A 25971-nucleotide genomic window follows, 5' to 3' on the forward strand; every position below is an offset into this window, starting at 1 on the left:
CAAATCTCAGAAGAAAAGTACCTTGCTGCGTCCCTACGATCGTTAATGCAAGCGTACAGGGGTATGGCATTAACACCCTGCCCCTGGCCACAGAACTGCACCCTGTCATTTTTTCATCACAAAATTGTCACAATATGGCCATATCATGGTTGGCGATTATCCGCACTGGCTTAATACCAAGGATTTCGTTATGACCACCATTAGAGCAACCAACCACCAGGAAGCCGAAAAGCTGATCCGCTACGGCACGGCAAAAAAAATCGAACTGGCCTATGACATCGACAGCGACGACTTTTTCCAGCTCGCCAGCCTGTGGTGTGATCGAGGCGCCAAAATATCCAAAGGGAAAGAACATTTTATCGTCTCGCTAAAAGGTTTTCGCATCCCGCCCAATGACTAATCCCATGCCGCCCCTGCGGCGGCGCCCCACCTTTCCCCTTGCGACAGCCCTATGATCCACATTCTCCCTTCGGCATTTATGTAAGATAAAACATGAATTACAGCAGGCGGTTACCTACACTGGTTACTGCGCCTGAACGCCAACTGAGGAGAATCACCATGTCAGCCAACCCAGCGCTGCCCAACACCATGAAAGTCGTCGAAATCAGCCAGCCTGGCGAACCAGAGGTTCTGATTAGCAGCCAAAGACCGCTGCCAACCCTGCAACAGGGAGAAATTCTGGTGAAGGTTGCTGCCGCCGGCGTTAACCGCCCTGATGTGATGCAACGCCGCGGCCAATACGCACCGCCTGCTGGCGCATCGGATATTCCTGGTCTGGAGATCGCCGGTACCGTAGTCGCTATCGGTATTGGGGTACAAAATTACGCCATCGGCGACGCGGTTTGCGCCCTGATTGCCGGCGGCGGTTACGCAGAATACTGCAAAGTACATGAAAGCAATGCGCTGCCGGTACCCGAGGGCTTTAGCCTGATTGAAGCGGCGGCGATCCCGGAAACCTTCTTTACCGTGTGGGTCAACGTGTTCCAACGCGGGCACCTTAAGGCTGGCGAAACCGTATTGATCCACGGCGGAACCTCCGGTATCGGCACTGTCGCCACCCTGCTGGCGAAAGCCTTTTGCGCCCGGGTGATCACCACCGTCGGCTCCGAAGAAAAGCGCCAGGCCAGTCTGGCATTGGGTGCCGATGTGGCGATTAACTACCGCAACGAAGATTTTGTTGAACAGACCCAGCGCGCTACTAACGGCAAGGGAGCCGACGTGATTGTCGATCTGATTGCCGGTGATTACGTGGCGAAGAACTACCAGGCGGCGGCGATGGACGGGCGCATTGTGCAAATCGGCACCCAGAACGGCGTGGTGAAGGAACTGAACCTGATGCCACTGCTGATCAAGCGCCTGACCCATACCGGCTCGACCTTGCGTGCACGCAGCGTGGAAGATAAAGCGCAAATTGCCGCTGATTTACGCCAGAAGGTGTGGCCGCTACTGGAGCGCGGCGCATTAAAACCGCAGATATTCAAAACCTTCCCGCTGGATCAGGCCGCGGAAGCCCATGCGCTGATGGAGTCCAGTCAGCATATCGGTAAAATCATGCTGACTATCTAGGTCATACGCCCCCCGCAGCAGGTGTCGCGGGGGGATGTTTTCAACTGCCTGGGGTGTGGACCTCTTCCGGCGTGGAGTCGGTATTGGCTAACTTCTCTTGCGCCAGCGCTTCGTCTTCGCTGTCTTTCTCCAGGCTTTCCTGCTGTGCCCCCTGCATCGGCGAATACACCAGTTCCACCATTATCGGGAAGTGATCCGAGCCGACGCTGGTTAAGCGGCGCAGCGAACCGAGAACAAAATGATCGCTATGAAACACGTGGTCCAGGGGCCAACGCAGGAACGGATAACCGGCGTGGAAAGTGCTGAACATGCCACGGCCACGGCGCGGATCCAACAGGCCGCTGACTTTCAGAAACAGCCGGGTGGTGGTCGACCAGGCCACATCGTTCAAATCGCCGGTCACAATTACCGGTAACTCCGATTTGGCTGCGCTTTTGCCCACCATCACCAGCTCGGCATCGCGATCTTCCGACTCTTCATTCTCGGTCGGGCTCGGCGGCATCGGGTGTACACAGTGCAGTCGTATCTGCGGCCCTTGCGGCAAATGCACCATCATGTGCATCGACGGGATCTGCTCATCCACCAGATATTGTATTTGCGCATCGCTGAGTTTCAGCCGCGAATAGACATGCATGCCGTACAGGTTATCCAGCGGGCATTTCAGGCTGTGAGGATAGTCCTGTTCCAGCGCCGACAGCTGCTGCTCCCACCAGGCATCGGTTTCTACCGCCACCAGCACGTCCGGCCGTTCGGTCGCCACCAACGCCAGCAGTTTCTCCGCCTGCCGATTGGGCGTTAACACGTTGGACACCAGAATGCGGATACGCGGTTTCTTCTGGTAGCCGGTAAAATCCAGCACCTGGGGTTTGCTCAGCCGGGTATAAGGGTAAATCCACGCGGCCTGATAAACCACACAGGCCAGATTCACGGCTATCATGCCCCACACCCAGGGTGACAGCGGTACAAACAGCAGGTTAAGCAATAACACCAGCAACGAGAGCGCCAGTATTTGCAGGCGGGGGAAATCCCACACCCGGATCCACCAGGCTGCATGCTTTGAAAGTGGCGCAATGGTCACCAGCGCCAGCAAAAGCGTCAGTATGGCGGTTATCCCTGTCACAGTTAATTCCTCATCATCGATCCGGGCCGGTCGGGGTGACGGCCTCCTGACTGCCGCTTGGTGCGGCAGCCAAAGATTGCCATAAAAAACGCCTGTCCCGCCAGCCGACTTAAGGAATTATCTTGCGACGGCGGAATTCGTCAAACAGCGCGAACAGCATCGCTTCGGTTTCGACAAATTGATGGAAGCCAAAACGGCGTGCCTTACTGCCATCGGCAAACATGTCGTAATCCCACGAGAAAACAAAATCGGCAAAACGCCAACTCGCCACCGCACGGTAATCCGTTTCGACTAAATGATGCTGTTGCGCCAACGCCTGCCACAGCTCACTTTTATCCGCCATCACCGACTCCAGCGGCATCGGCAGCGGCGGCGCCACTTCCAGATCAAAATAGCCGGCAATTTTCGGCCACAGCTCACTCCAGCGGAACAGGTCACCGTTATTGATGTTAAATGCCTGATTAGCCGCCGCCGGCTCCGTAGCCGCCCACAGGGTAGCTCGCGCCAGCAACCCAGCATCGGTCATTTCCAGCAGGCTGTGGTAAGCCCCTGGTTTGCCGGGAAAACGCAATGGCAGCCCCAGCGCCTTGCTGATCGAGGCATAAACCGCCAGGGTCAGCGCCAGATTCATCGGGTTGCCAAGCGAGAAACCGCCGACGACGCTGGGGCGAATGGCACTCCAGTGCCAGTTTTTCCCCTGCTGGCGCTGTTCAAGATAGCTTTGCTGCTCCAGATTAAACTCCGGCGGCATATGCCCGGCATCACTTTCACGCGCCGGGGTTTTGAACGGCCCTAAATGGGCGCCATACACTTTATAGCCTTGCATCAGGCTAATGTGCTCCAGCCCATGCGCCACCGGTTCCAACGCCTCCACCACATTGCTTAGCATCGCCAGGTTTGGCGCCACCAGCCCCGCCCAATCCGGCGCATCCTGATAGGCTGCGTAGAAAATGTGGCTGACCTGGGTCAGCGGGCGCAAGGCATCAGCCGTTGCCTGTGCATCCAACAGATCGACCGCCAGATAACGCACCTGCGGCCGGTCAACGCCTCCGCGCCGCGACAGGCCAATCACCTGCCAACCCTGTTGTTCCAGCTCTTCAATCAGCTTGCCGCCAATAACGCCGTTAGCGCCGACCACCAGCGCCAGTTTGTCGTTTTGCATGTTATGTCTCCGCTTCAGTATCTATTGAGACTTTCACTATGATTTATTAGTTAAGCTTGCGGTAGGCGGGGTTTATTACTATCACTTATAAGTAAAATCTATAGATGGAGGGCCGATGGACAAGCTAAACGCCATGCAGACTTTTGTTCGGGTAGCCGAGTTGGGCAGCCTGTCGGCCGCCGCTCGCGATCTGGGCCTGACACAACCGGCGGTCAGCCAACAGATCGCCAGCCTGGAACAACAGCTGCGCGCACAACTGCTGTTTCGCAGCACCCGCGCCGTGACGCTGACCGATGCCGGTGCGGGCTATTACCGACAAATCAAACCGATTCTGGCGGCGGTGGGTGAAGCGGAAGAAGTGCTACATGGCCAAAACCTGCGGCTGCAGGGTTCGTTACGCATCCATGCACCAACAGGTTTCGGCCAACAACACCTGACGCCGCTGGCGATCGCCTTTCAGCAACAGCATCCGCAACTGAACATCGAACTGTTGCTGGACGATCGTCGGGCGGATGTGATCGGTGAAGGCATCGATGTAGCGATCCGCTTTGGCGAACTGAGTTCAGCTGGCACGGTGGCGCGACGACTGGGAGAGTTACAACGCATTCTGGTGGCCTCGCCGGCTTACCTGGCGGCCCAGGGTGAACCGCAAACGCTGGCAGAGCTGGCAACCCATCCGCATATCCGTTACAGCGGCCTGAGCGACGCAGACACGCTGACGTTAATCGGCCCTCATGGCCCCGAGATGGTGGAGCTGCGTCCGGTATTCCGTGCTAACAACACTTTTTCATTGCTGGCGGCGATTGAGTCGGGGCTGGGTATTGGCGGCGCACAGCGGCCGTTGATCGGTCAGCAATTGGCGAGTGGCGCGTTGGTGCCCATTTTGCCGGCCTGGCGTTATCCGCCGATGGCGCTGCATGCGGTGTATCCCGCGGCGCGCTTTATTCCCGGCAAAGTGCGGGCCTGGGTGGAGTATTTGCTGACGGCATTGGGGAACATTGAAGGCATGACGTTAAACTATGCCCCCGACCAGGCGCCGGAGGCATAAACATTATTTGAACAGTTTACCGACCATATCGCCCAGTTCATTGCTGTCCTGCTGCACTTCGCCATTTGGCGATGCGGCGTCAGCGACCGTTGGCAGGAACTGCGCAATAGTGGCGGATGCCTGAGCCGGATCGACGCCCAGCTTTTCGGCCAGCTGCTTGATGGCATCGCTGCCCAGCGCCTGCTGCACGTGATCGCCGCTGATCTGCTGGTTTTCACCGTTACCCAGCCATGAACCGACCACATCGCCGAATTGCCCCTGACGGAACTTGTCCAGAATCGCCTGCAGGCCGCCCTGTTGCTCGACCCATTGCATGATGGCGACGTAATCGATGCCTTTACCGCCGTTGGCACCGCCGAGAATATTGCCCAATACGCTATCAAAAAGACCCATGGTAATCCCCTTCCAGCCGTCGGCTCAGGCCGCTCGACCCTTGTGATTTAACGAAAAAAGGGCCGCCGCAGCGACCCTGTTGATCAGCATCTGATTAGCTTCTGATCTTTCTGTAGACAAAAAGCACCACCAGGGCACCGATGACTGCGACAACAAAGCTGCCCAGATTGAAGCCATCCACACGACCCATACCGAAGAAGGTACTGATATAGCCGCCGACAACTGCACCGATAATCCCCAGAATGACGGTCACGATAAAGCCACCACCGTCTTTGCCCGGCATGATCCATTTAGCCAAGATACCGGCGATTAACCCAAAAATGATCCAGGAAATAATGCCCATTTTTACTCTCCCTATTACTTTTTGCCTTAAGAAACCCTATCACCAGACCCACGACGGCGCCTGCTCGATACTTTCACACCTGCCCCTTCCCTTAACGGCAGAACGATACAGGGTAAATCACGATAAACACGCGTCTTCACACAACTACTATAGTCAAATATCAGCAGTTTACCCATTTCCGTCCGTCTGAATTTTACTGTACAAAAATCAGCCGAATTCATCTCGCTGTCATTTATAAAGGCTATAACGACAGGCGAGACTTCACGCCGGAGACAGACCATGACCAACACGCCGTTTCTGCTGATACTGGCTGCAATCTATGCCCTGGCTGCCGCCTGGGATGGCTCAGCCACCCTGCTGCTGATGTAATGTTACACATCCTTTGTCACTTTTTTGGCGGTTTTAATTGTGTCTTGTTTTTACAGAAATTTAATTGCCTGAAAGCCAATAATAAATAGCATCTCACTTAGATAAAAATCCCATTGGCCACCAGGCCTCAGGTTTCGCAAAACGGCTTGATTAACTGGCTGAACCACTCGGCAAAGGCGGTTAAACGCGCCGAACGCTGACGACGATGAGGATAAAGCAAAGCCATGCTCATTGCCGGTGGCCGGGCCTGCGGCAAGATCTCGCACAGGCTGCCGTTATCCAGGTAGTGTTGAACATCAAAACGCGGTATCTGCATCATTCCCAACCCCACCAGGCAACAGCCGATGTAGTTTTCCACATTGTTCACCGTCACCCGACTAGGCAACGTTTTCTCAAAATGCTGTCCATCCTGCTGCCACTGCCAGCTATCCGCCCCTGCCAGGGTCGGCTGCGCATAGCCCACCACCCAGTGATCTTCCAATTGGTCAGGATGCTCCGGGGTCCCGTAGCGCTGCAAATAATCCGGACTGGCACAGTTAATCATACTCAGGCGGCCCAGCGGCTGGCTGACCAGACTGCTGTCGCTGAGATTGCCGACGCGCACCACGCAATCGATCCCTTCCTGGATCAGATCGACTGAACGGTCGCTGGCGCTGAGAAACAGTTGGATTTCGGGATACTGCAGAAAAAAGTCCGGCAGCGCCGGCACGATCATTCTCCGGGCGATTCGGCTGGGGACATCGACCGTCAAACGCCCCCCGATCGGGCCGTTTTGCCGGTGAAACAGACTTTCCAATGCCTGCACGTCAAACAGCAGGCTGCGTGCCTTTTCGAGCAACAGTTCACCGTCGCTGGTCAGTTGTACCCGGCGAGTGGTGCGATGAAACAGGCGGGTGCCCATTTCATGTTCCAATTGCTGTATCGCGGCCGAAACCGTGGTTTTTGGCATCAGCAGGATCTGCGAAGCCCGGATAAAACTGCCCACTTCGGCCACCTGGATAAAGACCCGCAATCTCCCTATTTTATCCACCGGCAGTGCATCCTGTTAAACAGGCTGCGGCATCGGCCGCAGCAAAATTGATATTAACGGGTAGTATAGCCACCGTTGGCAAACAGCGTCTGCCCGGTGATCCACCAGCCGTCGGTGACCAGAAATTTGACGATCGGCGCGATGTCCTCAATGTCGGTCAGGCCGGTTTTCGAGAACTTGCTCAGCGCCGCGGCGCTGCTGTGATATTCCACCGCCTCTTTGCTTTCCTGCCCGTAGAAGAACGGCGTATCCATTGGGCCGGGGCCGATGGCATTCACGCTGATGCCCCGCTCGCCAAACTCTTTGGACGCGGCACGGGTAAAGTGCTCCACCGGTGCCTTGCTGCCCGGATAGACGGCATAAAACGGCGTATAAGCCGCCAGCAGTGAGCTGACGATGGACACAATGCGACCGTTGTCGGCTAAATGCTTGCCCGCCTGCTGGATAAAGAAGAAAGCCGCCTTGGAATTGATGTCAAAACTGCTGTCGTAGTCCGCTTCGGTCACCTCGGCAATCGGTTTTTTGATTACCAAACCGGCGGTATTAACGGCAATATCCACTTTGCCGAATGCCTTGATAGCCTGCTCAAACAGCTGCGCCACGTTAGCCGGTTTAGTCAGATCGCCCTGCACCGTTATCGCCTGTGCGCCCGCCGCGTTTACCGCCTTCAGCGTTTCCTCCGCTGCCGCCCGGGTCGCATCGCTGTTGTAATGCACGACTATCGCTGCTGCCCCGCTGGCCGCCAGATCGCGCGCCACCAGGCCACCCAGGTTCTTCGCACCGCCAGCGATCAACACCACTTTTCCATTCAAAGATTGTTTGCTCATTACAGTGACTCCGTTAGTGAAGGTTGTAACGAGTATAGGAACTGTGACCGCTCAGATAATCTGTCTAAACCGGGATGAACCATCCCGGTTTTTCGGTCAATACTACTGGGCGGGCGAAAAATCCCCACAGCGTGATCGGCAGCCAGGCATTCAGCGGAAATCGCACTACACTTGTAAGTTTCCAACAGCAATAGTCGCAATTAGAAACTATTGTTTCCCGCCCGCCGTAGGCCGCTAAACGCCCAGACGGGCCATAACAGAGGTCAATGTCATGGTGATTCAACCCTACTTATTCTTTAACGGTAACTGTGAACAGGCGGTGAACTTCTACGTGCAGCAGTTGGGTGCCACGCTTGAAATGATGATGCGTTACAAAGAGATGCCCGAGGAAGCCAAACAGGGCAACCCTCAAGACGTCAATCCGGAGTCCATCATGCATGCCCGGCTGCTGATCGGTGAAACCGCGCTGATGGCCTCGGATGGCTGCCCGCAGGAGGGTGCCGACGCATCACACAAAGGATTTGCCCTGTCGCTCAACCCGAGTACCGTGGATCAAGGCCGCGAACTGTTTGAAAAACTGTCACAGGGCGGCCAGGTAACCATGCCTTATCAGTCCACCTTCTGGGCCAAAGGTTTTGGTATGCTGACCGACCAGTTTGGTGTCAATTGGATGATTAACGTTGAATAGTGCTTCATCCCGCTGCGGTGTCCGCTCTGATAGCGGGCATCGTGGTATCAACCATCAGTTGTAGTGATACCAGTCATAGGCCGCCATGGCGAACAGCACAAACAGCGCCGTCAGCAGCACCAGTCCCAAACGCCAGTAAGGCGACTTACGCTGCCGCCAGGCAAACAGGATCATTAACGCCAGTACTCCCAGCGTCACCGGGTAATAAACCACCAGCGTCAGCAAAGTAATAATGATGTAGTCAGACATGCAAGCGATCCCTGTATTCTCTCCGCAGGTTTAATGCGAAGGGTATAATCGGAGGCAATATATTCTTCCTCTGCCCTCAACAACTTATTCATTTTCGCCGTTTAAGGTGTAGTGGTCCAGGTGATTAACGAATAAGATGTAGGATTGTTCTTACCTCGATTTAAAGATTGTACAGCAAGGGTGACATGACACAGCAGCAACTGCAGGATGCCGAACGGCCTCGCAACGGTAAAAACTCCCCGTTATTATTTCAGGCCGGCGTGTTTGTCGTCATCGTTGCCGTTACGCTGATCCTGTTTAACGCCTGGCAAATTTGGAATGCCCATCAGCGCGACTTGCAAAGTGCCGAGAATGAATCCGCCAATTTGGCCCGTTCGCTGGCGCAGCATGCCGATGACACCTTTATGCAGACCGACAGCACGCTGTCCGATCTGAGTGAGCGCATTCAGGTTGACGGGCTGGCTCGCCCACAGCTGTTACGATTGCAAAAAGTGATGCAAACACAGGTGGGTAACCTGCCGCAACTGCACGGGCTGTTTGTTTACGATGCGCAAGGTAATTGGGTCGTCACTTCATCGGGCCGCTTTGTACAAAACGCCAACAATGCCGACCGGGAATATTTTAAATATCACCTCGAGCACAACAGCAATGCAGTTTATATCGGCAAGGTGGTACGCAGCCGCTCTACCGGCGATTTGATCATTCCGGTATCACGCCGTTTTAACCACCCGGACGGCAGTTTTGCCGGGGTCGTGCTGGCCACATTGTATATCAATTATTTCCGCCAGTTTTACGATACCTTTGCGCTAAACAGTGATGCTTCACTCAACTTACTATTGGCGGACGGCACCATTCTCTACCGTCGCCCTTATTCCCTGGCGGCCATCGGCAAGAATATTTCCGAGGGCGTGTTGTTCCGGGAAATATTGCCACATTCCGAATTCGGCAATGCCACCATTACCTCGCGCTACGACAAGGTGGAACGGATTTACGGCTATTCACGGGTTACCCGCTATCCACTGGTGATTGCCGCCGGGTTGTCGAAAAAAGACGTGCTGGCTGATTGGCGCAACGATTCCGGCCTGTTTGCCCTGGGTGGTGCCACCCTGCTGGCGATCCTGTTGGCGATGGGGATGGTGTTGATGCGTCAGATAAACCACAGCGTGCGCACCGAAGCCGAGCTAATGCGCACTCGCGATCAGCTCACCAGTATCAACCGCACCCTGGAAGAACTGGCCTTGCTGGACGGCCTGACCGGGCTGGCCAACCGCCGTCAGTTTGATATCGCCTTAAAGAATGAGCTGATGCGCGCCTCACGCAACTACCGCAGCGTGGCGCTGTTGATGTTGGATATTGACTATTTCAAGCAGTATAACGACATCTATGGCCACGTTGCCGGCGACCAGTGTCTGCAACAGATCGGACAAATGCTCAAGGGAATGGCCAGCCGCAGCAACGACATTATGGCCCGCTACGGCGGCGAAGAAATGGCCATCATCTTGCCGGATACCGACGCCCAGGGTGCACTGATTTTCGCCGAGCGCGTCATTGAAGCGGTGCGGGAGCTAAAAATACCTCATGATGGCAACCCACATGGCGTCATCACCATCAGCATAGGGATCTACGCCAAGGTGCCGCATATGTATAACGACACGCCGATGAGCTTTATCAATCAGGCGGACAGCGCACTGTACCAAGCGAAAGCCCAGGGAAAAAACCGTATTTACTCCGCTTAACCCGGTAGGCCGCCTTTAGCAAAAAGGCGGCCTCAGATAAAAAACCCAGGCCACCTAATAGAATTATCATGCCTAATTGATGCTTTTGATTAATTTCCAATAATAAACCCACTAATTCCGTTTAAATCTATTTTTACCCATTCGTGCGATTAACATATCGTTTAATCTCTGTTTAGTGTTTGGTGAATTTTAATAGTGTTACCATTATTAAAGCCAGTTTATTAGCCATTAATACAATTCGGGAATAATTCCCGCGGATTATATATTCCATTCAAATAAAAACAATTATAAGAACCCTGCTTTGCAAGGAGATAGGATACGTATGGATAGCCTTATGCCGGAACAGGCGTTGATGACATTGCCACAACGGCAGTGGGACAGCGCCCCTCTGCCTGCTGCCCTCACCGCCACCCTGGCGCTGGAGCAAGGAAAAGTCTTGTTTTTACCCGAATTAAAATTTCCATTGTTAGCCGATGAAATAGCGTTATTGGATCCCGCACTGGTGGATATAAAACGTAAAAACATCAGCTATTGGCCAGAAAGCCAAAAATTATCTGGCGTAGCGATAGCGGCGCAACAGCCGCAGGTACAGGCACTGCTGGAGCGTTATTATCGGGCCAGCAGGCAGTTAATCGCCGGTTTACTGCCTCATTATCAGCAGACCTTGCATTCACCGGTTAACAGCCTGCGCCTGCACCCGGTTTCGGCCTGGCGTGCGGCCAGTTCATGGCGTAAGGACGACAGTCGTTTGCACGTTGACGCCTTCCCGTCACGCCCCAATCAGGGTGAGCGTATCCTGCGTATTTTTACCAACATCAATCCGCACGGCGAGCATCGCCAATGGCGCGTCGGTGAACCCTTCCCCCAATTGGCACGGCGGTTTATACCGCGCCTGCCGCGCTATTCGCCCTTGGGCAGTTGGCTGCAGCATAAGGTCGGCATCACCAAACGCCGCCGCAGCCATTACGACCACCTGATGCTGCACCTGCACGATGCAATGAAAGCCGACCAAAACTACCAGCAGCAAGGCCCACAGCTGGCACTCGACCTACCGCCGGGCAGCAGTTGGATCTGTTTTTCCGATCAGACGCCGCATGCAGCGATGGCCGGTCAGTTTATGTTGGAACAAACCTTCCTGCTGCCGGTCAGTGCGATGAAAAATCCACGGCAGTCACCGCTAAAAATGTTGGAAACGCTGCTGCGCAAACCCTTGATTTAATCCGCGGTAAGCAACTGGGTTTCCCCCTGCTGCTGCGCCAGTTGATAATGCGTGACCAGGCTGTGGCGGCCAATCAGTTCGGCCAATTGTGGTGAATGACTGGTGATCCACAGTTGGCTGTATCGACTGGCTTCGGCGATCAACATTGCCAGCGCCGGCAGCAACTGCGGGTGCAGGCTGTTTTCCGGTTCGTTAAAGGCCATAAATGCCGGTGGCCGCGGGCTGAGCATCGCCACGGCCAGGCAGAGAAAACGTAGCGTACCGTCCGAAAGTTCGGCACTGTCCAAAGGACGTAAAATCCCGGCCCGGTGCATCAATAGCTGAAAACGCCCCTGCGGTGCCTGTATTTCAAACTCACAGTCCGGAAAGGCCTGCCCCAGGATCTCATGCAACAACTCCCCGTTGCCTATCTCGCAAACGGTTTCAAAAGCGGCGGCCAGATTGCTGCCGTCATGCGCCAGCACCGGCGCGCGGATGCCCACCTGCGGCGCACGCAGTGGCGAACCGGGCCAAACGGCAAACTCATGATAAAAACGCCACTGGCGCAGGTTTTCCCGCACCTGCGACACTTCAGGATACAGGTGGGGGTCAGCAAGCTGACCAAACACCGATTCCTCTGCATGCAGACTGGCGGGATAAGTCGTGCGTTCGCCCTGAATATTCGTCAGGAATGCGCTTTGATTGCGCCGCTCCAGCACCCGCGCCGACGGGCGACGACCATGACCGGCTACCCACAGCGACTCCTCTTTGACCAGCGGGTCGAGTTGAAACAGACTGTCGGTAGGATCGGGGAACCCCAGTTGCAACTGATAATCGAAGTCCTCAAGGGTGGCAGACAGCAACATCCTCTTAGGATCACCCCGCCGATCGCCCGGGCGCAATCCTCCGGCCCACATCGCTTTCTGAATACCGCCCTCCTCGGCCAACGCCGTAGACAAACGCCCGCATGCCGCCTCGTGGATCAGCCGTACCGCTTTATACAGGTTGGACTTGCCGCAGCCGTTCGGGCCGCTGATCACATTCAGGCGGCCCAATTGCAGTTGCAGGTTGCGGATAGAACGGAAGCCAGTTAGCTGGAGTTGTTGGATCGTCATAGGCTCAATTTTTTAGTCAACGGGATGGCGCATCTTAACATAGCTGCCATCCCCGCCGTCTTTAGCTTGCCGCCTCAAAATCCCCTTGCTGGCGGGCTACCAGCGTCAGAATGCTATACAACGCCACCGCCTGCTGATGTTGATTGAGCACCTGCACATCCCACACCACCACGCCATGCGGACGATCTTCAGCGGTTTTCTGCGGCTTGCAGATTTTCTTCTTGCAGGTCAGCCGTACCTGGATGGTATCGCCAATTTTCACCGGCTCGATAAAACGCAGGTTTTCCATGCCGTAGTTGGCAATCACCGGCCCCACACCCGGGTCGACAAACAAACCGGCAGCGGCAGATACCACAAAGTAGCCATGAGCTACCCGCTCGCCAAACAGCGATTCGGCGGCACCGATCTTGTCCATATGAGCATAAAAATGGTCACCGCTGAGGCAGGCAAAATTAACGATGTCGGCCTCGGTCACCGTACGCCGTGCGGTGAGCAAGCTTTCGCCCAGCCGCAGTTGTTCAAAGTATTTACGGAACGGATGAACCGGAGCCTCAATCACCGTTGCCCCGCGCACCCACTCACGGCCAATCGCCGCCAACATTGCCGGGCTGCCCTGGATCGCCGTGCGTTGCATATAGTGTTTTACCGCCCGTAACCCGCCCAGTTCCTCACCGCCTCCCGCTCGCCCTGGCCCGCCGTGCACCAGCATCGGTAACGGAGAACCGTGGCCGGTGGACTCCACCGCCGCCTGTTGATCCAAAATCAGCATGCGACCATGGGCGCAGGCCGTCGCACGGATAAACTGCGTTGCCAGTGTTTCATCGGCGGTCACCAGCGATCCCGCCAGGCTGCCCTGGCCCATTAACGCCAGTTCGATCGCCTGTTCGGTGTGCTGGTAAGGCATCAACGTCGCCACCGGGCCAAAGGCTTCGGTACCGTGCACCGCCTGATGGGTAAAGGGATCGGCGCAGTACAACAGGGTGGCCGGGTAAAATGCGCCGTTACTCGCATCTTCGCCCATCACCGTCAGTTTATCCGCCACGGCACCGCACAAGGGTTCACAGCCGTTATGCAGCAGAAAATCGACCTTTTGCTGTACGTCATTGCGCTGTTCGTGGCTGACCAGCGCCCCCATCCGCACCTGCTCCAGTTTAGGGTCGCCCACCGTAACGCCGGCCAGGCGCTGCAACAGCGCCTGCTGCACCTCTGCCACCCGCTTCGCCGGCACGATAATCCGCCGGATGGCGGTACATTTCTGCCCGGCCTTGGCGGTCATCTCGCGGCACACTTCTTTGATAAACAGCGCAAACTCCGGCATCTGCGGCGTGACGTCTTCCCCCAGCACGCAGCAGTTGAGCGAATCGGCCTCCATGGTGAAGGCAATGGATTTTTCCAGCAGGCGCGGATGGGCCCGCAGCCGCTGACCTGTCTGCGCCGAGCCGGTAAAGGTCACCGCATCCTGATAATCGAGGTGTTCAAACATGTCACCGATACCGCCACACACCAGTTGCAGCGCGCCCTCCGGCACCAAACCGCTGTCGATAATCAATTTGACCATTGCCTGCGTCAACTGCGCGGTGGCGGTCGCCGGTTTGATGATCGCCGGCATCCCCGCCAGCCAGGTCGGTGCCAACTTTTCCAGCATCCCCCAGCAGGGGAAGTTAAAGGCATTGATATGCAGAGCCACGCCAGGGCGTGAGGTCAGCACATGGCGGGCGGCAAACTGCGCCTGTTTGGACAGCGGGATCAGTTCGTCTTCCGGCCACAGGGTATCGTCCGGCATTTCACGGCCTGCCAGACCGGCATAGGCAAACAGCGTGGCTATACCGCCCTCAATGTCCACCCAGCCGTCACTGCGAGTCGCTCCGGTTTGGTAGGAAATGTCATACAGCGCTTCTTTATGAGCCAACAGGTGTTTGGCCACCGCTTTCATCATCTGTGCGCGCTGTTGGAAGGTCATCTGCGCCAGCGCCTTGCCACCCCGGCTGCGCGCATACTCCAGGCTGGCGGCCAGCGGCAGCCCGTCGGAACAAACCTGATACAGCGGTTCGCCGGTAACGGCATGATGGATTTCGCGGGCGGTGCCCTGGCCGAACACCCAGCCGCCAGAAAGGTAACTGTTTAACTGCTGCATTTGCTCCTCCGGAATTCATAAATTTACACAACAATGATTAATTACGTATCAGGTATTGTCCAGTTTTCTCTTGGGTTGGATTTAACAAAAACAAAACATCACGACCGATAAGCTCGAAAAACAGGCTATTTCTCGTTGCCGTCAATTTTAAAATAACCATAAATAACAATAAAATAGTAAAAACACCTGTGAGTAACATCGCAAAACCACATAAATGTCGTTTGATCTTTTTGTTATCAGTTTGTAGCCTTATGGTTAGTTAACGTGATTCACATTTTTATATTTAATGTGAAAAATACGAATCACCAAGAGGCAAGCATGACAACTGACGCGCAATATCAGCAACACTTCGACGACAAGATTGCGGCGGATATCTCCATTGAGGCCAAAGACTGGATGCCGGATGCCTACCGCCAAAACCTGATCCGTCAGATTGGCCAGCATGCCCATTCCGAAGTGGTGGGCATGTTGCCGGAGGCCAACTGGCTGACGCGAGCGCCAACGCTGCGCCGCAAGGCGGTGTTACTGGCCAAGGTGCAAGACGAAGCCGGGCACGGTCTGTATCTGTACAGCGCCGCCGAAACCCTGGGCTGCTCGCGCCAGGACATCTACCAGAAAATGCTCGACGGCAAGATGAAATACTCTTCGATCTTCAATTATCCGACGCTCAACTGGGCAGATATCGGGGTGATCGGCTGGCTGGTCGACGGCGCAGCTATCGTCAATCAGGTAGCCCTATGCCGCGCTTCTTATGGCCCTTACGCCCGAGCGATGGTGAAAATTTGCAAGGAAGAGAGCTTCCACCAGCGCCAGGGGTATGAGGCGGTGATGGCGATGGCCAAGGGCAGCGAACAGCAAAAAGCCATGCTGCAGGATGCGATTAATCGCTTCTGGTGGCCGGTGCTGATGATGTTCGGCCCAAGCGACACCGATTCACCACACAGCGCGCAAAGCATGGCCTGGAAGATCAAGCGCCACAGCAACGACGAGCTGCGGCAGAAGTTTGTCGACAATACCGTGCCGCAGCTGGAAGCCCTGGGGATGAGCGCCCCGGATGCCGATTTGGCCTGGGATGAAGCCAGCGGCCACTATCGCTTTGGCGAAATCGACTGGAGTGAACTGCACGAGGTGATTAAAGGCCGCGGGCAATGCAACCACGAACGGCTGCAGGCCAAACGCCGCGCCTGGGACGAAGGTGCCTGGGTGCGTGAAGGCGCCCTGGCCCACGCGGCCAAAAACACCTCAACCGCCGCATAAGGAACCGATGATGACACACGTTGAATGGCCGCTGTATGAAGTGTTTATCCGCAGCAAACAAGGGCTGGCGCACCGTCACGTCGGCAGTCTGCACGCCGCCGATGACCAGATGGCGCTGGAAAACGCTCGCGACGCCTATACCCGCCGCAACGAAGGTTGCTCAATCTGGGTGGTGCAGTCCAGCCATCTGATCGCCTCGCAGCCGGAAGATCGTGAAGCCTTCTTCGATCCGTCCGATGACAAGATTTACCGTCACCCGACGTTCTACACCATTCCCGACGGCATCAAGAACATGTAGGGGCGACCATGACCTTTAATAACGATCCACTCATCACTTATGTTCTGCGTCAGGGCGATACGCCACTGATCCTCGCCCAGCGGCTGTGCGGCTGGTGCGGCCACGCGCCGGAGCTGGAGATCGACCTGGCGCTGGCGAACATCGGCCTGGACCTGCTCGGTCAGGCGCGCAACTTTCTCGGCTACGCCGCCGAGCTGGCCGGGCCGCAATACAGTGAAGATCGCCTGGCCTTTGGCCGTGACGAGCGCGAGTTTCACAACCTGCTGCTGGCGGAACAGCCCAACGGTGGTTTCAACGATACGTTGGTGCGCCAGTTCCTGATTGATGTCTACCATGTGCAACTGCATCAGGCATTGAGCAGCAGCAGCGATACACAGTTGGCTGCCATCGCCGCCAAGTCACTGAAAGAAGCCCATTACCACCTGCGTTTCAGCCGTGGCTGGATGATCCGTCTGGGTGACGGCAGCCCGCTCAGCCGGCAAAAAATTCAGCAGTCACTGGATAATCTGTGGCGCTTTACCGCCGAGCTGTTCCACGCCGACGAGCTGGAACTGCAGCTGGCGGAACAGGGCATCGCCGCCGATCCGCGCCAGCTCGAGGCGCCGTGGCTGGCAGGGGTGAGCGACACCTTGCAACAGGCCGGCCTGCAGTTACCGAGCGAACAGGCCTTCCGTCACGGTGGCAAACAGGGACGGCACAGCGAGCACCTCGGCCCGTTATTGGCGGAGATGCAATTTCTGCAACGCGCCTATCCCAACGCGAACTGGTAGGAGGCCGTCATGAACATTACCCGGCTGCAAGCCGCCGAAATCCCGCAAATCTGGCACTGCCTGCAACAGATCAGCGATCCGGAACTGCCGGTGCTGTCGATTACCGATCTGGGCATGGTGCGCGACGTAGTAGCCGACGGCGGCGGCTGGCGCATTACCTTCACGCCGACCTATTCCGGCTGCCCCGCCACCGAGTTCCTGCTCGAAGCGATCGAACAGCAGTTGACTGCGGCCGGTTTCAGCCCGGTAAAAGTGGATATCCGCCTTAGTCCGGCCTGGACTACCGACTGGATGAATGCGGCTGCGCGTGAGCGGCTGCGGGAATATGGCGTCGCGCCACCACAGGGCCATACCTGCGACAAACCCCAGGCGCACGGCCCGGTGCCCTGCCCGCGATGCGGCAGCACCCACAGCGAGAAAATCAGCGAATTCGGCTCCACCGCCTGTAAGGCGCTGTACCGCTGTTGCGATTGCCGTGAACCCTTCGACTACTTCAAATGCATTTAGGAATAACCATGACGGTCTTCCATCGCCTGAACGTCGCCGCCATCGAGCGCGAAACGCCGGACGCCGTAGCCATCACTCTGCGGGTACCCGAAGAACTGAAAAGTCACTATTGCTATACGCCCGGCCAGCACCTGACGTTGAAGGCGCTGGTCGACGGCGAAGAGTTGCGCCGCTGCTACTCCATTTGCAGCTCGCCGCAGGAAGGTTTGCTGCAAATCGGCGTTAAAGCCATTCATCAGGGCCGCTTCTCTTCGTTCGTTAACCGGCAGTTGTTGGTCGGCGACGCACTGGAAGTGATGGTGCCGCAAGGGCGATTCGGCTACCAACCACGGGCGGAGAACAGCGGTAACTATCTGGCGATTGCGGCCGGTTCCGGCATTACGCCGATGCTGTCGATCATCAAGGCCACGCTGCAACTTGAGCCAAACAGCAGTTTCACGCTGATTTACGGCAACCGCAGCAGCCGCTCGGTGATGTTCAAAGAAGCACTGTCCGATCTGAAGAACCGCTATCCCCAACGCTTTCAGCCGCTGTACCTGTTCAGCCAGGAAAATCTTGATAGCCCACTGCTCAGCGGCCGCATCGACCGTGAGCACCTGCTGGCGATCGGCGATGCATTACTCAATTACCGCGACTATGACCACGCCTTTATCTGCGGGCCTGAAAGCATGATGGACGACGCCCAGAGCGTACTTGAACAGGCTGGCATGCCCGCCGGGCACATTCACAGCGAACGTTTTAACACCAGCGGCATGGTTGCCCGGCCGGTCAATGACGCCAACCGCAACGCCACCCGGGTCGAGATTTTGCTCGATGGCCGTCGGCTGGATATCGAAGTAGGCGCCCAGGATGACAGCATTCTGGATGCGGCGCTGCGTCAGGGTGCTGACCTGCCCTACGCCTGCAAAGGCGGGGTGTGCGCTACCTGCAAGTGCCAGTTAAAGGCCGGTCAGGTGGATATGGCGGTTAACTACAGCCTGGAGCCGGATCAACTGGCGGCGGGTTACGTATTGAGTTGTCAGTCGTGGCCGCGTGGCGACGGTGTGGTATTGGACTTTGACGTATAGGAGCCGCCGATGGAAACCCCTTTTGTCCTGCGACAGCAACACCAGCGAGTGGTGACTCTGACACTGCATCGCCCAGAGGCGCGCAACGCCCTGAGCACCCCGTGCCTGGAACAATTGGTTTATTGGCTGGAACTGGCCGACGCCGATGCCACCGTTGGCGCAGTGGTGATTACCGGCGCGCCCCGCTTCTTTGCCGCCGGTGCCGACCTGCACGAGCTGCAAAAGCAAGACTTGCCCGCCACGTTGACGGATCGCCGTCCGCTGTTGTGGCAGCGCCTGGCCCAGTTCAGCAAACCGCTGCTGGCCGCGGTCAACGGCTATGCGCTGGGTGCCGGTTGTGAATTGGCATTGGCCTGCGACATCGTTATCTGCGGCGAAAGCGCCCGTTTTGGCCTGCCGGAAATCACCCTCGGCCTGATGCCAGGCGCCGGGGGCACCCAGCGTTTGATCCGCTGCGTCGGCAAGTCTCGCGCCAGCCAGATGGTGCTGACCGGTGAAGCCATCAACGCCAGTTGCGCACTGCAAAGTGGCCTGGTCAGTGAAGTCTGTGTCGATGCGCTGACGCTGGAGCGCACGCAACAGGTTGCCGAACGCATCAGCCTGCAGGCGCCGCTGGCATTACGCGCCGCCAAGCAGGCATTGAAACAGGCTGAAGAAACCGGCCTTAGCCAGGGGCTGGCCATCGAGCGCCAGCAGTTTGTCACCCTGGCCGCCACCGACGATCGCCGTGAAGGCATCGCCGCCTTCTTCGAAAAACGTACGCCAAACTATCAGGGGCGCTGATTTATGGATAACGCATTGATTCTCACCCATCTGGAAGCCGGGGTGTTGACCCTGACTCTTAACCGGCCAGACCGGCTCAACAGTTTTAACGACGAGATGCACCGCCAGCTTAGCGAAGCGCTGACTCTCGCCGAGCGCGACGAAACCGTGCGCTGCCTGCTGATCACCGGTGCCGGGCGCGGTTTTTGCGCCGGACAGGATCTGAACGATCGCAACGTTAGCGTTGAGCAACAGGCGCCGGATCTCGGCCTGTCGGTGGAACGTTTCTACAACCCGCTGATCCGCCGCCTGACCGCTTTGCCAAAACCGGTGGTATGCGCCGTCAACGGCGTGGCCGCGGGGGCCGGAGCCGCTTTGGCGCTGGCTTGCGACATCGTCATTGCCGCCGATAACGCCAACTTTATCCAGTCCTTCTGCCGTCTGGGTCTGGTACCGGACTCTGGCGGCAGTTGGTTCCTGCCACGCCTGGCAGGCCACGCCCGTGCCATGGGGATGGCGCTGCTGGGTGACAAAGTCAGCGCACAGCAAGCGCTGGCCTGGGGCATGATCTGGCAGGTGGTTGCCGCGGATGAACTGGCCGCCACCAGCCAAACGCTGGCGCAACACCTGGCTACTCAGCCAACCTATGGGCTGGGACTGATTAAAAAAGCCCTCTACAGTTCGGCCAACAACAGCCTTGACCAACAGCTGGATCTGGAACGCGATCTGCAGCGTCTGGGCGGTCGCAGCGACGACTACCGCGAGGGCGTCAGCGCCTTCTTCGCCAAACGCGCGCCCAATTTCAGCGGGAAATAACCATGGACCAGCCGAACTTAAACCTCAGCGTGGCGGTGATTGGTGCCGGTACCATGGGCATCGGTATCGCTCAGGTGGCCGCCGCCGCCGGGCATCAGGTGCAGTTGTTTGATATTGCCGCCTCTGCTGCCCGGGAGGCACTCGGCGCTCTCGCCCAACGGCTGCGTCAGCGTGTTGCGGCCGGCAAGGCCGATGCCACCACCACCGAAGCCCTGCTGGCGCGCATTCAGCCGGCAGAGTCGCTTCACTCGCTGACCGACAGCGGTCTGGTGATAGAAGCGGTGGCGGAAAAGCTGGCAATCAAACAAAGCCTGTTCCGTGAGCTGGAAGCGCTGTGCTCACCCGCCACGCTGTTTGCCAGCAACACCTCCTCGCTGTCGATTACCGCCATCGCCGGTGCGCTGCAACATCCACAGCGTCTGGCCGGGCTGCACTTCTTCAACCCGGCACCGCTGATGAAGCTGGTGGAGATCGTCAGCGGGCTGGACACCAGCGCCGAAACCGTCGCCACACTGCAAAGGCTAACCCGGCAATGGGGCAAACAAAGCGTGCTGTGCCGCTCCACGCCGGGGTTCATCGTTAACCGGGTGGCGCGGCCGTTTTATGCCGAGGCCCTGCGCGCGCTGGAAGAACAGGTCGCTGACGCCGCCACGCTGGATGCGGTGATACGCGACGCGGGTGGCTTCGCCATGGGGCCACTGCAACTGACCGACATGATTGGTCAGGATATCAATTATGCCGTGACCGAATCGGTGTTTCAGGCTTTCTTCCAGGATCCCCGGTTTACCCCGTCGCTGGTACAGCAGGAACTGGTGGCGGCCGGGCGTCTTGGCCGCAAAAGTGGCCGTGGTTTTTATCGCTATGGCGATCATCAGCCGCCGGTCGCTGCCGTTCTGCCTGCCTCTACGGCAGCATTGCCGCGCAGCATCACACTGCATGGCGATGCCGCCGGTATCGCGCTACTGAGCAAATTACTGAGCGGAAATGCGCAGTCGATCAAACAATCTGGCCAGACCAGCGCCTACGCCCGGATCGATGAAGTTACACTTATGTTAACTAATGGTAAAACAGCCAGCCAGGTGGCCGATGAAACCGCAACTCCCGTGGTGCTGTTTGATCTGTCTGCCGACTACTCGCAGGCCACCACCGTCGCTATCAGCTGCGCGGCGCAAAACGATGACCGGCACAACGCCACCATCGTGCGTCTGCTGCAATCTCTCGGCAAGAAGGTGATCGCTTTGCCGGACTATCCCGGCCTGCTGGTGATGCGCACCCTCGCCATGTTGGCCAATGAGGCGCTTGACGTGGTCAACAAGGGCGTCGCCAGTGCCGAGGATACCGACCACGCCATGCGCTACGGCGTCAATTACCCACGCGGCCCGCTGGAATGGGGGACGACTCTGGGTTGGCGACACATCCTGACCACGCTGGAAAACCTGCAACTCTACTATGGTGAGCCACGTTATCGCCCAATGCCGCTGCTGCGTCATTACGCATCCCTCTCTTCAGGAGCCCAACCATGAACGCCAATACGCCACAGGCACTGGCGCAACGCTGCGCCGAACAGATGTTTCAACAGGATACCTGTGCTCAGGCGATGGGGATGCGGGTGGATGCGGTTGATGCCGGTTTCGCCCGGGTCAGCATGACCGTCGGCCCGCAGATGCTCAACGGCCACCAGACCTGCCACGGCGGCCAACTGTTCAGCCTGGCGGACACCGCCTTCGCCTATGCCTGCAACAGTCAGGGGCTGGCTGCGGTGGCCTCTGGCTGCAACATCGAGTTTATTCGCCCGGCGCTGGCCGGCGATCGCCTGACCGCCAGCGCCGAGGTGCGCCATCAGGGTAAAACCACCGGGCTGTATGACGTCGAAATCGTCAACCAACTGGGCAAGACCGTCGCCTGGTTCCGCGGGCGGGCGCATCGCCTCGGCCATGCCATTTTAGGGGAACAACCATGAGTCAGGCGTTTATCTGCGATGGCGTTCGCACGCCGATTGGCCGCTACGGTGGCGCATTGGCCAACGTGCGTGCCGATGATTTGGCCGCTCTGCCGCTGCGTGCCCTGTTAGCTCGCCACCCACAGGTGGACTGGTCATTGGTCGATGATGTGATCCTCGGCTGCGCCAATCAGGCCGGGGAAGACAACCGCAATCTGGCCCGGATGGCAGTATTGCTGGCCGGCCTGCCGGTGAACGTTTCCGGCACTACCGTCAATCGCCTGTGCGGTTCGGGGCTGGACGCACTGGCCATGGCGGCTCGCAGCATCAAGGCCGGTGAAGCCGGGCTGGTGCTGGCCGGCGGCGCAGAATCAATGACCCGCGCCCCGCTGGTGATGGGCAAAGCCGACAGCGCTTTCAGCCGTCAGGCGCAACTGTATGACACCACTCTGGGCTGGCGCTTTATCAATCCGCTGATGCAGGCGCAGTTCGGCACCGACTCGATGCCGGAAACCGCTGAAAACGTGGCGGCGCAGTTCAACATCAGCCGCGCCGATCAGGACGCCTTCGCGCTGCGCAGCCAGCAACGCGCCGCCCGAGCGCAAGAATCAGGTTTACTGGCGCAGGAGATAGTGCCGGTCAGCCTCAGCGGTAAAAAAGGCGCGGTGACGTTGTTCAGCCAGGACGAACACCCGCGCGCAGACACCCGGCTGGAACAATTGCAGGCGCTGAAAACGCCGTTCCGCCAACCCGGTACCGTGACCGCCGGTAACGCCTCCGGCTTAAACGACGGCGCAGCGGCGCTGATTGTTGCCTCCGAGGCAATCGCCGTCAGTCAGGGCCTCACCCCGCGCGCACGTATCGTCGCCACCGCCACCTGCGGAGTCGAACCCGGTTTGATGGGGATCGGCCCACTGCCGGCCACCCGCAAGGTACTGGAGTTAGCCGGGCTAAGCCTGGCGCAAATGGACGTGATCGAACTGAATGAGGCTTTTGCTGCCCAGGCGTTGGCGGTACTGCGCCAGCTTGGCCTGCCGGACGACGCCCCGCAGGTGAATCCCAACGGTGGCGCTATTGCCCTTGGCCACCCGTTGGGGATGAGCGGTGCACGCCTGGCGCTGGCCGCCTTGTTTGAACTGGAACGGCGTTCCGGCCGCTACGCGCTTTGCACCATGTGCATCGGCGTCGGCCAAGGCATCGCCATGATCATTGAGCGAGTTTGACCCCGAGGCTAATAATGATGACTACCAATCCACCGCCACTCGACGCCATTGAGTTCGCCTCGCGTGATGAAATTGAAGCGCTGCAGCTGGGGCGTCTGAAATGGACGCTGCACCACGCCTATAACAATGTGCCAATGTATAAACGCAAGTTCGATCAGGCGGGCGTGCATCCGGACGATCTTAAGCAGTTGAGCGATCTGGCGCGTTTCCCCTACACCACCAAACAGGATTTACGCGACAACTACCCGTTCGATACCTTCGCGGTACCAATGGAACAGGTGGTGCGTATTCACGCCTCGTCGGGCACTACCGGCCGGCCGACGGTGGTCGGCTACACCCAGCGGGATATCGATAACTGGGCCGATATCGTCGCCCGCAGCCTGCGCGCCGCCGGTGCCACGGCCAAAGACAAGGTGCATGTAGCCTATGGTTATGGCCTGTTTACCGGCGGGCTGGGCGCCCATTACGGCGCGGAGCGGCTGGGGGCCACGGTGATCCCGATGTCCGGTGGGCAAACCGAAAGACAGGCGCAGCTGATCCTGGATTTCAAACCCGACGTGATCATGGTAACGCCATCCTACTGTTTAACGCTGATCGATGAACTGGAACGCAAAATGGGCGGCGATGCGCGTGGCTGTTCATTACGTCTCGGGGTGTTTGGCGCAGAGCCGTGGACCGAAGCGCTGCGGCACGAAATTGAAAGCCGCATGGGCATCAAGGCGCTGGATATCTATGGCCTGTCCGAAGTGATGGGGCCGGGGGTGGCGATGGAGTGCGCCGAAAGCGGCGGTGGCCCGACTATCTGGGAAGATCACTTCCTGCCGGAGATCATCTGCCCGGAAACCGGCATTGCCCTGCCGGATGGGGAGCACGGCGAACTGGTGTTTACCACCCTGACCAAAGAGGCGCTGCCGGTGATCCGCTACCGCACCCGCGATCTCACCCGCCTGCTGCCTGGCGATGCACGCCAGATGCGCCGGATGGGAAAAATCACCGGTCGCTCCGACGACATGCTGATCATCCGTGGCGTCAATGTGTTCCCGTCGCAGGTGGAAGAACAAATTATGCAGTTCGAACAGCTGTCGCCGCATTATCAGCTGCAGGTCAGCCGCAGTGGGCACCTCGATACCCTGGCGGTACGCGTTGAATTGAAGGAGGCCGCACTCAGCCTCAGCCATCAGCAGCGCTGTGAGATTTGCCACCAGCTGCGTCACCATATCAAATCGATTATTGGCGTCAGCACCGACGTCAGCATTGCCAACTGCGGCGATATCCCGCGTTCGGAAGGCAAAGCCCAGCGGGTGGTCGACCTGCGCCCCCGTTGATTCCATTGGCGTCACGGATGACGCCTTAAGAATTTGTGGTAATGTTGTGTCTCATCGTCGGCTAACCCATGGAAAAATATGGAACATAAACTGGATGAGTTTATCCGCCATGCTATAGACGCCCAGCCGATCAGCGGCACTTCACTGATTATCTCCCTGTACGGCGATGCGCTGAGTCATCGCGGTGGAGAAGTGTGGCTCGGCAGCCTGAGCGCACTGCTGGAGGCGCTGGGTTTCGGAGACCGCTTTGTGCGCACCTCGGTATTTCGCCTGCAAAAAGAGGGCTGGCTGGAGGTTGAAAAAATCGGGCGCCGCAGCTTCTATCGGGTGACCGAACAGGGTATGCGCCAGTTCCGCCACGCCGAGTCGAAAATCTACCTCAGCGAGCCACCGGCTTGGGACGGGAAATGGGATCTGTTGTTGCTGGAAAGCGCGGAGAAAAGCGAGCGGGCACGGCTGAAAAAAGAGCTGGGCTGGCTGGGTTTTGGTCAAATCACCAATAACCTGATGGCGGCACCGACCCATGCCCAAACCGACGTCACCGCGCTGCTCGGCGAGCTTAACGCCAGCGAACAAGCGATCTATTTTCGTGCCGATTACCCCTATAACCGCTCCGAGAAAACCCTGCAGCAGCTGGTGGCCAACTGCTGGGCGCTGGGCGAGGTCGCCGCCGATTATCATGAGTTTATCGTCTCTTTCCGCCCGCTAATGGCGTTGCTGCGCGAAACCGACGATGCCCTGCTGACGCCCCAGCGCTGTTTCCAGATTAAGCTATTATTGATCCACTTCTTCCGCCGCGTGGTGCTTAAAGATCCGCTGCTGCCGGACGCCTTGTTGCCCGCCCAGTGGGAGGGGCAGATCGCCCGCAACCTGTGTATCAATATTTATCAGCGGGTGGACCGCGCCGCGACCGAGTATGTCAGCGCGCTGGCGGAAACCACTATCGGCACCCTGCCCGCTCCGGCGGCCGGCTATTACCGGCGCTTTGGCGGCCTGCCGCGCGATCCTTCATTTTAAGGAGCTTTTGCT

The 25971-nt window shown here is 57.7% G+C and carries 27 protein-coding genes; 18 read left to right on the forward strand and 9 right to left on the reverse strand.

Translation table 11 applies throughout. The features are described from left to right. Nucleotides 1-190: 190 nt before the first annotated feature. Together ACNT1W_RS17585 and ACNT1W_RS17590 are read left to right on the forward strand one after the other, a co-directional pair. A complete protein-coding gene (locus ACNT1W_RS17585; RefSeq protein ID WP_012145776.1) occupies nucleotides 191-400 on the forward strand; it encodes a hypothetical protein in 210 nt (69 codons plus the stop codon). Between the two features lie 158 nt (nucleotides 401-558). Next, nucleotides 559-1566: an NAD(P)H-quinone oxidoreductase gene (locus tag ACNT1W_RS17590; protein ID WP_012145777.1), complete on the forward strand. Its 1008-nt coding sequence runs from the start codon at nucleotides 559-561 to the stop codon at nucleotides 1564-1566. 40 nt (nucleotides 1567-1606) lie between these two features. Here ACNT1W_RS17590 and ACNT1W_RS17595 read toward each other — a convergent pair whose 3' ends face one another. After that, the gene (locus tag ACNT1W_RS17595; RefSeq protein WP_419245929.1) at nucleotides 1607-2686 is read right to left on the reverse strand and encodes an endonuclease/exonuclease/phosphatase family protein; all 1080 of its coding nucleotides are present in this window, start codon (nucleotides 2684-2686) and stop codon (nucleotides 1607-1609) included. Between the two features lie 109 nt (nucleotides 2687-2795). Further along, nucleotides 2796-3848, reverse strand: coding sequence for an SDR family oxidoreductase (locus ACNT1W_RS17600; protein ID WP_012145779.1), 1053 nt, complete (start codon nucleotides 3846-3848; stop codon nucleotides 2796-2798). A gap of 115 nt (nucleotides 3849-3963) precedes the next feature. On the opposite strand from ACNT1W_RS17600, the gene ACNT1W_RS17605 reads away from it, so the two are divergent. Beyond that, nucleotides 3964-4896, forward strand: coding sequence for a LysR family transcriptional regulator (locus ACNT1W_RS17605; protein ID WP_419245930.1), 933 nt, complete (start codon nucleotides 3964-3966; stop codon nucleotides 4894-4896). A gap of 3 nt (nucleotides 4897-4899) precedes the next feature. Here ACNT1W_RS17605 and ACNT1W_RS17610 read toward each other — a convergent pair whose 3' ends face one another. The 4 genes from ACNT1W_RS17610 to ACNT1W_RS17625 form a co-directional block, all read right to left on the reverse strand. Then, nucleotides 4900-5289, reverse strand: a complete 390-nt coding sequence (locus tag ACNT1W_RS17610) for a YidB family protein (RefSeq protein ID WP_261128442.1) — start codon at nucleotides 5287-5289, stop codon at nucleotides 4900-4902. Between the two features lie 94 nt (nucleotides 5290-5383). Further along, nucleotides 5384-5632, reverse strand: coding sequence for a GlsB/YeaQ/YmgE family stress response membrane protein (locus ACNT1W_RS17615; protein WP_012145782.1), 249 nt, complete (start codon nucleotides 5630-5632; stop codon nucleotides 5384-5386). A gap of 496 nt (nucleotides 5633-6128) precedes the next feature. Beyond that, entirely contained in the window at nucleotides 6129-7031 is a 903-nt protein-coding gene (locus ACNT1W_RS17620; protein ID WP_259189790.1) for a LysR family transcriptional regulator, read from the reverse strand. Between the two features lie 53 nt (nucleotides 7032-7084). Then, on the reverse strand, nucleotides 7085-7858 hold the full coding sequence (locus tag ACNT1W_RS17625; protein ID WP_126501768.1) for an SDR family oxidoreductase: 774 nt from the start codon (nucleotides 7856-7858) through the stop codon (nucleotides 7085-7087). 271 nt (nucleotides 7859-8129) lie between these two features. On the opposite strand from ACNT1W_RS17625, the gene ACNT1W_RS17630 reads away from it, so the two are divergent. Next, entirely contained in the window at nucleotides 8130-8546 is a 417-nt protein-coding gene (locus ACNT1W_RS17630; RefSeq protein ID WP_012145785.1) for a VOC family protein, read from the forward strand. Nucleotides 8547-8600: 54 nt separating this feature from the next. Here ACNT1W_RS17630 and ACNT1W_RS17635 read toward each other — a convergent pair whose 3' ends face one another. After that, complete coding sequence (locus ACNT1W_RS17635; RefSeq protein ID WP_012145786.1) at nucleotides 8601-8795, reverse strand: hypothetical protein; 195 nt, start codon at nucleotides 8793-8795, stop codon at nucleotides 8601-8603. Nucleotides 8796-8980: 185 nt separating this feature from the next. Between ACNT1W_RS17635 and ACNT1W_RS17640 the strand changes: the two genes are divergently transcribed. Next, the gene (locus ACNT1W_RS17640) at nucleotides 8981-10531 is read left to right on the forward strand and encodes a sensor domain-containing diguanylate cyclase (RefSeq protein ID WP_261128438.1); all 1551 of its coding nucleotides are present in this window, start codon (nucleotides 8981-8983) and stop codon (nucleotides 10529-10531) included. Nucleotides 10532-10853: 322 nt separating this feature from the next. Next, nucleotides 10854-11750, forward strand: a complete 897-nt coding sequence (locus tag ACNT1W_RS17645; RefSeq protein WP_419245931.1) for a Kdo hydroxylase family protein — start codon at nucleotides 10854-10856, stop codon at nucleotides 11748-11750. Here ACNT1W_RS17645 and ACNT1W_RS17650 read toward each other — a convergent pair. Both ACNT1W_RS17650 and paaZ read right to left on the reverse strand, forming a co-directional pair. After that, nucleotides 11747-12844: an AAA family ATPase gene (locus ACNT1W_RS17650; RefSeq protein ID WP_012145791.1), complete on the reverse strand. Its 1098-nt coding sequence runs from the start codon at nucleotides 12842-12844 to the stop codon at nucleotides 11747-11749. The genes ACNT1W_RS17645 and ACNT1W_RS17650 overlap by 4 nt on opposite strands. Before the next feature lie 61 nt (nucleotides 12845-12905). Beyond that, entirely contained in the window at nucleotides 12906-14978 is a 2073-nt protein-coding gene (gene paaZ, locus ACNT1W_RS17655) for a phenylacetic acid degradation bifunctional protein PaaZ (RefSeq protein ID WP_419245932.1), read from the reverse strand. 318 nt (nucleotides 14979-15296) lie between these two features. On the opposite strand from paaZ, the gene paaA reads away from it, so the two are divergent. From paaA to paaX, 12 genes are all read left to right on the forward strand, one after another. Next, a complete protein-coding gene (paaA, locus tag ACNT1W_RS17660) occupies nucleotides 15297-16235 on the forward strand; it encodes a 1,2-phenylacetyl-CoA epoxidase subunit PaaA (RefSeq protein WP_012145793.1) in 939 nt (312 codons plus the stop codon). Between the two features lie 10 nt (nucleotides 16236-16245). Beyond that, on the forward strand, nucleotides 16246-16533 hold the full coding sequence (gene paaB, locus ACNT1W_RS17665; RefSeq protein WP_017893307.1) for a 1,2-phenylacetyl-CoA epoxidase subunit PaaB: 288 nt from the start codon (nucleotides 16246-16248) through the stop codon (nucleotides 16531-16533). An 8-nt stretch (nucleotides 16534-16541) separates the two neighbouring features. Continuing rightward, complete coding sequence (gene paaC, locus ACNT1W_RS17670) at nucleotides 16542-17303, forward strand: 1,2-phenylacetyl-CoA epoxidase subunit PaaC (protein ID WP_419245933.1); 762 nt, start codon at nucleotides 16542-16544, stop codon at nucleotides 17301-17303. A 9-nt stretch (nucleotides 17304-17312) separates the two neighbouring features. Then, a complete protein-coding gene (paaD, locus tag ACNT1W_RS17675) occupies nucleotides 17313-17810 on the forward strand; it encodes a 1,2-phenylacetyl-CoA epoxidase subunit PaaD (RefSeq protein ID WP_112363184.1) in 498 nt (165 codons plus the stop codon). An 8-nt stretch (nucleotides 17811-17818) separates the two neighbouring features. Further along, complete coding sequence (paaE, locus tag ACNT1W_RS17680; RefSeq protein WP_419245934.1) at nucleotides 17819-18877, forward strand: 1,2-phenylacetyl-CoA epoxidase subunit PaaE; 1059 nt, start codon at nucleotides 17819-17821, stop codon at nucleotides 18875-18877. Nucleotides 18878-18886: 9 nt separating this feature from the next. Then, nucleotides 18887-19660, forward strand: coding sequence for a 2,3-dehydroadipyl-CoA hydratase PaaF (gene paaF / locus ACNT1W_RS17685; protein WP_115184353.1), 774 nt, complete (start codon nucleotides 18887-18889; stop codon nucleotides 19658-19660). 3 nt (nucleotides 19661-19663) lie between these two features. Further along, nucleotides 19664-20455: a 2-(1,2-epoxy-1,2-dihydrophenyl)acetyl-CoA isomerase PaaG gene (paaG, locus tag ACNT1W_RS17690; RefSeq protein ID WP_012145799.1), complete on the forward strand. Its 792-nt coding sequence runs from the start codon at nucleotides 19664-19666 to the stop codon at nucleotides 20453-20455. 2 nt (nucleotides 20456-20457) lie between these two features. After that, on the forward strand, nucleotides 20458-21978 hold the full coding sequence (locus tag ACNT1W_RS17695; protein ID WP_419245935.1) for a 3-hydroxyacyl-CoA dehydrogenase: 1521 nt from the start codon (nucleotides 20458-20460) through the stop codon (nucleotides 21976-21978). Continuing rightward, complete coding sequence (paaI, locus tag ACNT1W_RS17700; protein WP_012145801.1) at nucleotides 21975-22415, forward strand: hydroxyphenylacetyl-CoA thioesterase PaaI; 441 nt, start codon at nucleotides 21975-21977, stop codon at nucleotides 22413-22415. The genes ACNT1W_RS17695 and paaI overlap by 4 nt, the downstream gene beginning before the upstream one ends. Further along, entirely contained in the window at nucleotides 22412-23617 is a 1206-nt protein-coding gene (gene pcaF / locus ACNT1W_RS17705; RefSeq protein ID WP_012145802.1) for a 3-oxoadipyl-CoA thiolase, read from the forward strand. The genes paaI and pcaF overlap by 4 nt, the downstream gene beginning before the upstream one ends. Nucleotides 23618-23634: 17 nt before the next feature. Then, nucleotides 23635-24942: a phenylacetate--CoA ligase PaaK gene (gene paaK, locus ACNT1W_RS17710; RefSeq protein WP_419246877.1), complete on the forward strand. Its 1308-nt coding sequence runs from the start codon at nucleotides 23635-23637 to the stop codon at nucleotides 24940-24942. Nucleotides 24943-25020: 78 nt separating this feature from the next. Then, entirely contained in the window at nucleotides 25021-25959 is a 939-nt protein-coding gene (paaX, locus tag ACNT1W_RS17715) for a phenylacetic acid degradation operon negative regulatory protein PaaX (protein ID WP_329906746.1), read from the forward strand. Nucleotides 25960-25971: the final 12 nt, after the last annotated feature.

It is taken from the genome of Serratia sp. NFX21, assembly GCF_048517035.1.
GTDB classification, from domain to species: Bacteria; Pseudomonadota; Gammaproteobacteria; order Enterobacterales; family Enterobacteriaceae; genus Serratia; species Serratia quinivorans.

What these genes read in the sequence shown, in the direction of transcription:
- ACNT1W_RS17585 (WP_012145776.1), top strand. Translation starts at nt 191, where the DNA reads ATGACCACCATTAGAGCAACCAACCACCAGGAAGCCGAAAAGCTGATC.
- ACNT1W_RS17590 (WP_012145777.1), top strand. Translation starts at nt 559, where the DNA reads ATGTCAGCCAACCCAGCGCTGCCCAACACCATGAAAGTCGTCGAAATC.
- ACNT1W_RS17600 (WP_012145779.1), bottom strand. Translation starts at nt 3,848, where the DNA reads ATGCAAAACGACAAACTGGCGCTGGTGGTCGGCGCTAACGGCGTTATT.
- ACNT1W_RS17605 (WP_419245930.1), top strand. Translation starts at nt 3,964, where the DNA reads ATGGACAAGCTAAACGCCATGCAGACTTTTGTTCGGGTAGCCGAGTTG.
- ACNT1W_RS17610 (WP_261128442.1), bottom strand. Translation starts at nt 5,289, where the DNA reads ATGGGTCTTTTTGATAGCGTATTGGGCAATATTCTCGGCGGTGCCAAC.
- ACNT1W_RS17615 (WP_012145782.1), bottom strand. Translation starts at nt 5,632, where the DNA reads ATGGGCATTATTTCCTGGATCATTTTTGGGTTAATCGCCGGTATCTTG.
- ACNT1W_RS17625 (WP_126501768.1), bottom strand. Translation starts at nt 7,858, where the DNA reads ATGAGCAAACAATCTTTGAATGGAAAAGTGGTGTTGATCGCTGGCGGT.
- ACNT1W_RS17630 (WP_012145785.1), top strand. Translation starts at nt 8,130, where the DNA reads ATGGTGATTCAACCCTACTTATTCTTTAACGGTAACTGTGAACAGGCG.
- ACNT1W_RS17635 (WP_012145786.1), bottom strand. Translation starts at nt 8,795, where the DNA reads ATGTCTGACTACATCATTATTACTTTGCTGACGCTGGTGGTTTATTAC.
- ACNT1W_RS17640 (WP_261128438.1), top strand. Translation starts at nt 8,981, where the DNA reads ATGACACAGCAGCAACTGCAGGATGCCGAACGGCCTCGCAACGGTAAA.
- ACNT1W_RS17645 (WP_419245931.1), top strand. Translation starts at nt 10,854, where the DNA reads ATGGATAGCCTTATGCCGGAACAGGCGTTGATGACATTGCCACAACGG.
- ACNT1W_RS17650 (WP_012145791.1), bottom strand. Translation starts at nt 12,844, where the DNA reads ATGACGATCCAACAACTCCAGCTAACTGGCTTCCGTTCTATCCGCAAC.
- paaZ (WP_419245932.1), bottom strand. Translation starts at nt 14,978, where the DNA reads ATGCAGCAGTTAAACAGTTACCTTTCTGGCGGCTGGGTGTTCGGCCAG.
- paaA (WP_012145793.1), top strand. Translation starts at nt 15,297, where the DNA reads ATGACAACTGACGCGCAATATCAGCAACACTTCGACGACAAGATTGCG.
- paaB (WP_017893307.1), top strand. Translation starts at nt 16,246, where the DNA reads ATGACACACGTTGAATGGCCGCTGTATGAAGTGTTTATCCGCAGCAAA.
- paaC (WP_419245933.1), top strand. Translation starts at nt 16,542, where the DNA reads ATGACCTTTAATAACGATCCACTCATCACTTATGTTCTGCGTCAGGGC.
- paaD (WP_112363184.1), top strand. Translation starts at nt 17,313, where the DNA reads ATGAACATTACCCGGCTGCAAGCCGCCGAAATCCCGCAAATCTGGCAC.
- paaE (WP_419245934.1), top strand. Translation starts at nt 17,819, where the DNA reads ATGACGGTCTTCCATCGCCTGAACGTCGCCGCCATCGAGCGCGAAACG.
- paaF (WP_115184353.1), top strand. Translation starts at nt 18,887, where the DNA reads ATGGAAACCCCTTTTGTCCTGCGACAGCAACACCAGCGAGTGGTGACT.
- paaG (WP_012145799.1), top strand. Translation starts at nt 19,664, where the DNA reads ATGGATAACGCATTGATTCTCACCCATCTGGAAGCCGGGGTGTTGACC.
- ACNT1W_RS17695 (WP_419245935.1), top strand. Translation starts at nt 20,458, where the DNA reads ATGGACCAGCCGAACTTAAACCTCAGCGTGGCGGTGATTGGTGCCGGT.
- paaI (WP_012145801.1), top strand. Translation starts at nt 21,975, where the DNA reads ATGAACGCCAATACGCCACAGGCACTGGCGCAACGCTGCGCCGAACAG.
- pcaF (WP_012145802.1), top strand. Translation starts at nt 22,412, where the DNA reads ATGAGTCAGGCGTTTATCTGCGATGGCGTTCGCACGCCGATTGGCCGC.
- paaK (WP_419246877.1), top strand. Translation starts at nt 23,635, where the DNA reads ATGACTACCAATCCACCGCCACTCGACGCCATTGAGTTCGCCTCGCGT.
- paaX (WP_329906746.1), top strand. Translation starts at nt 25,021, where the DNA reads ATGGAACATAAACTGGATGAGTTTATCCGCCATGCTATAGACGCCCAG.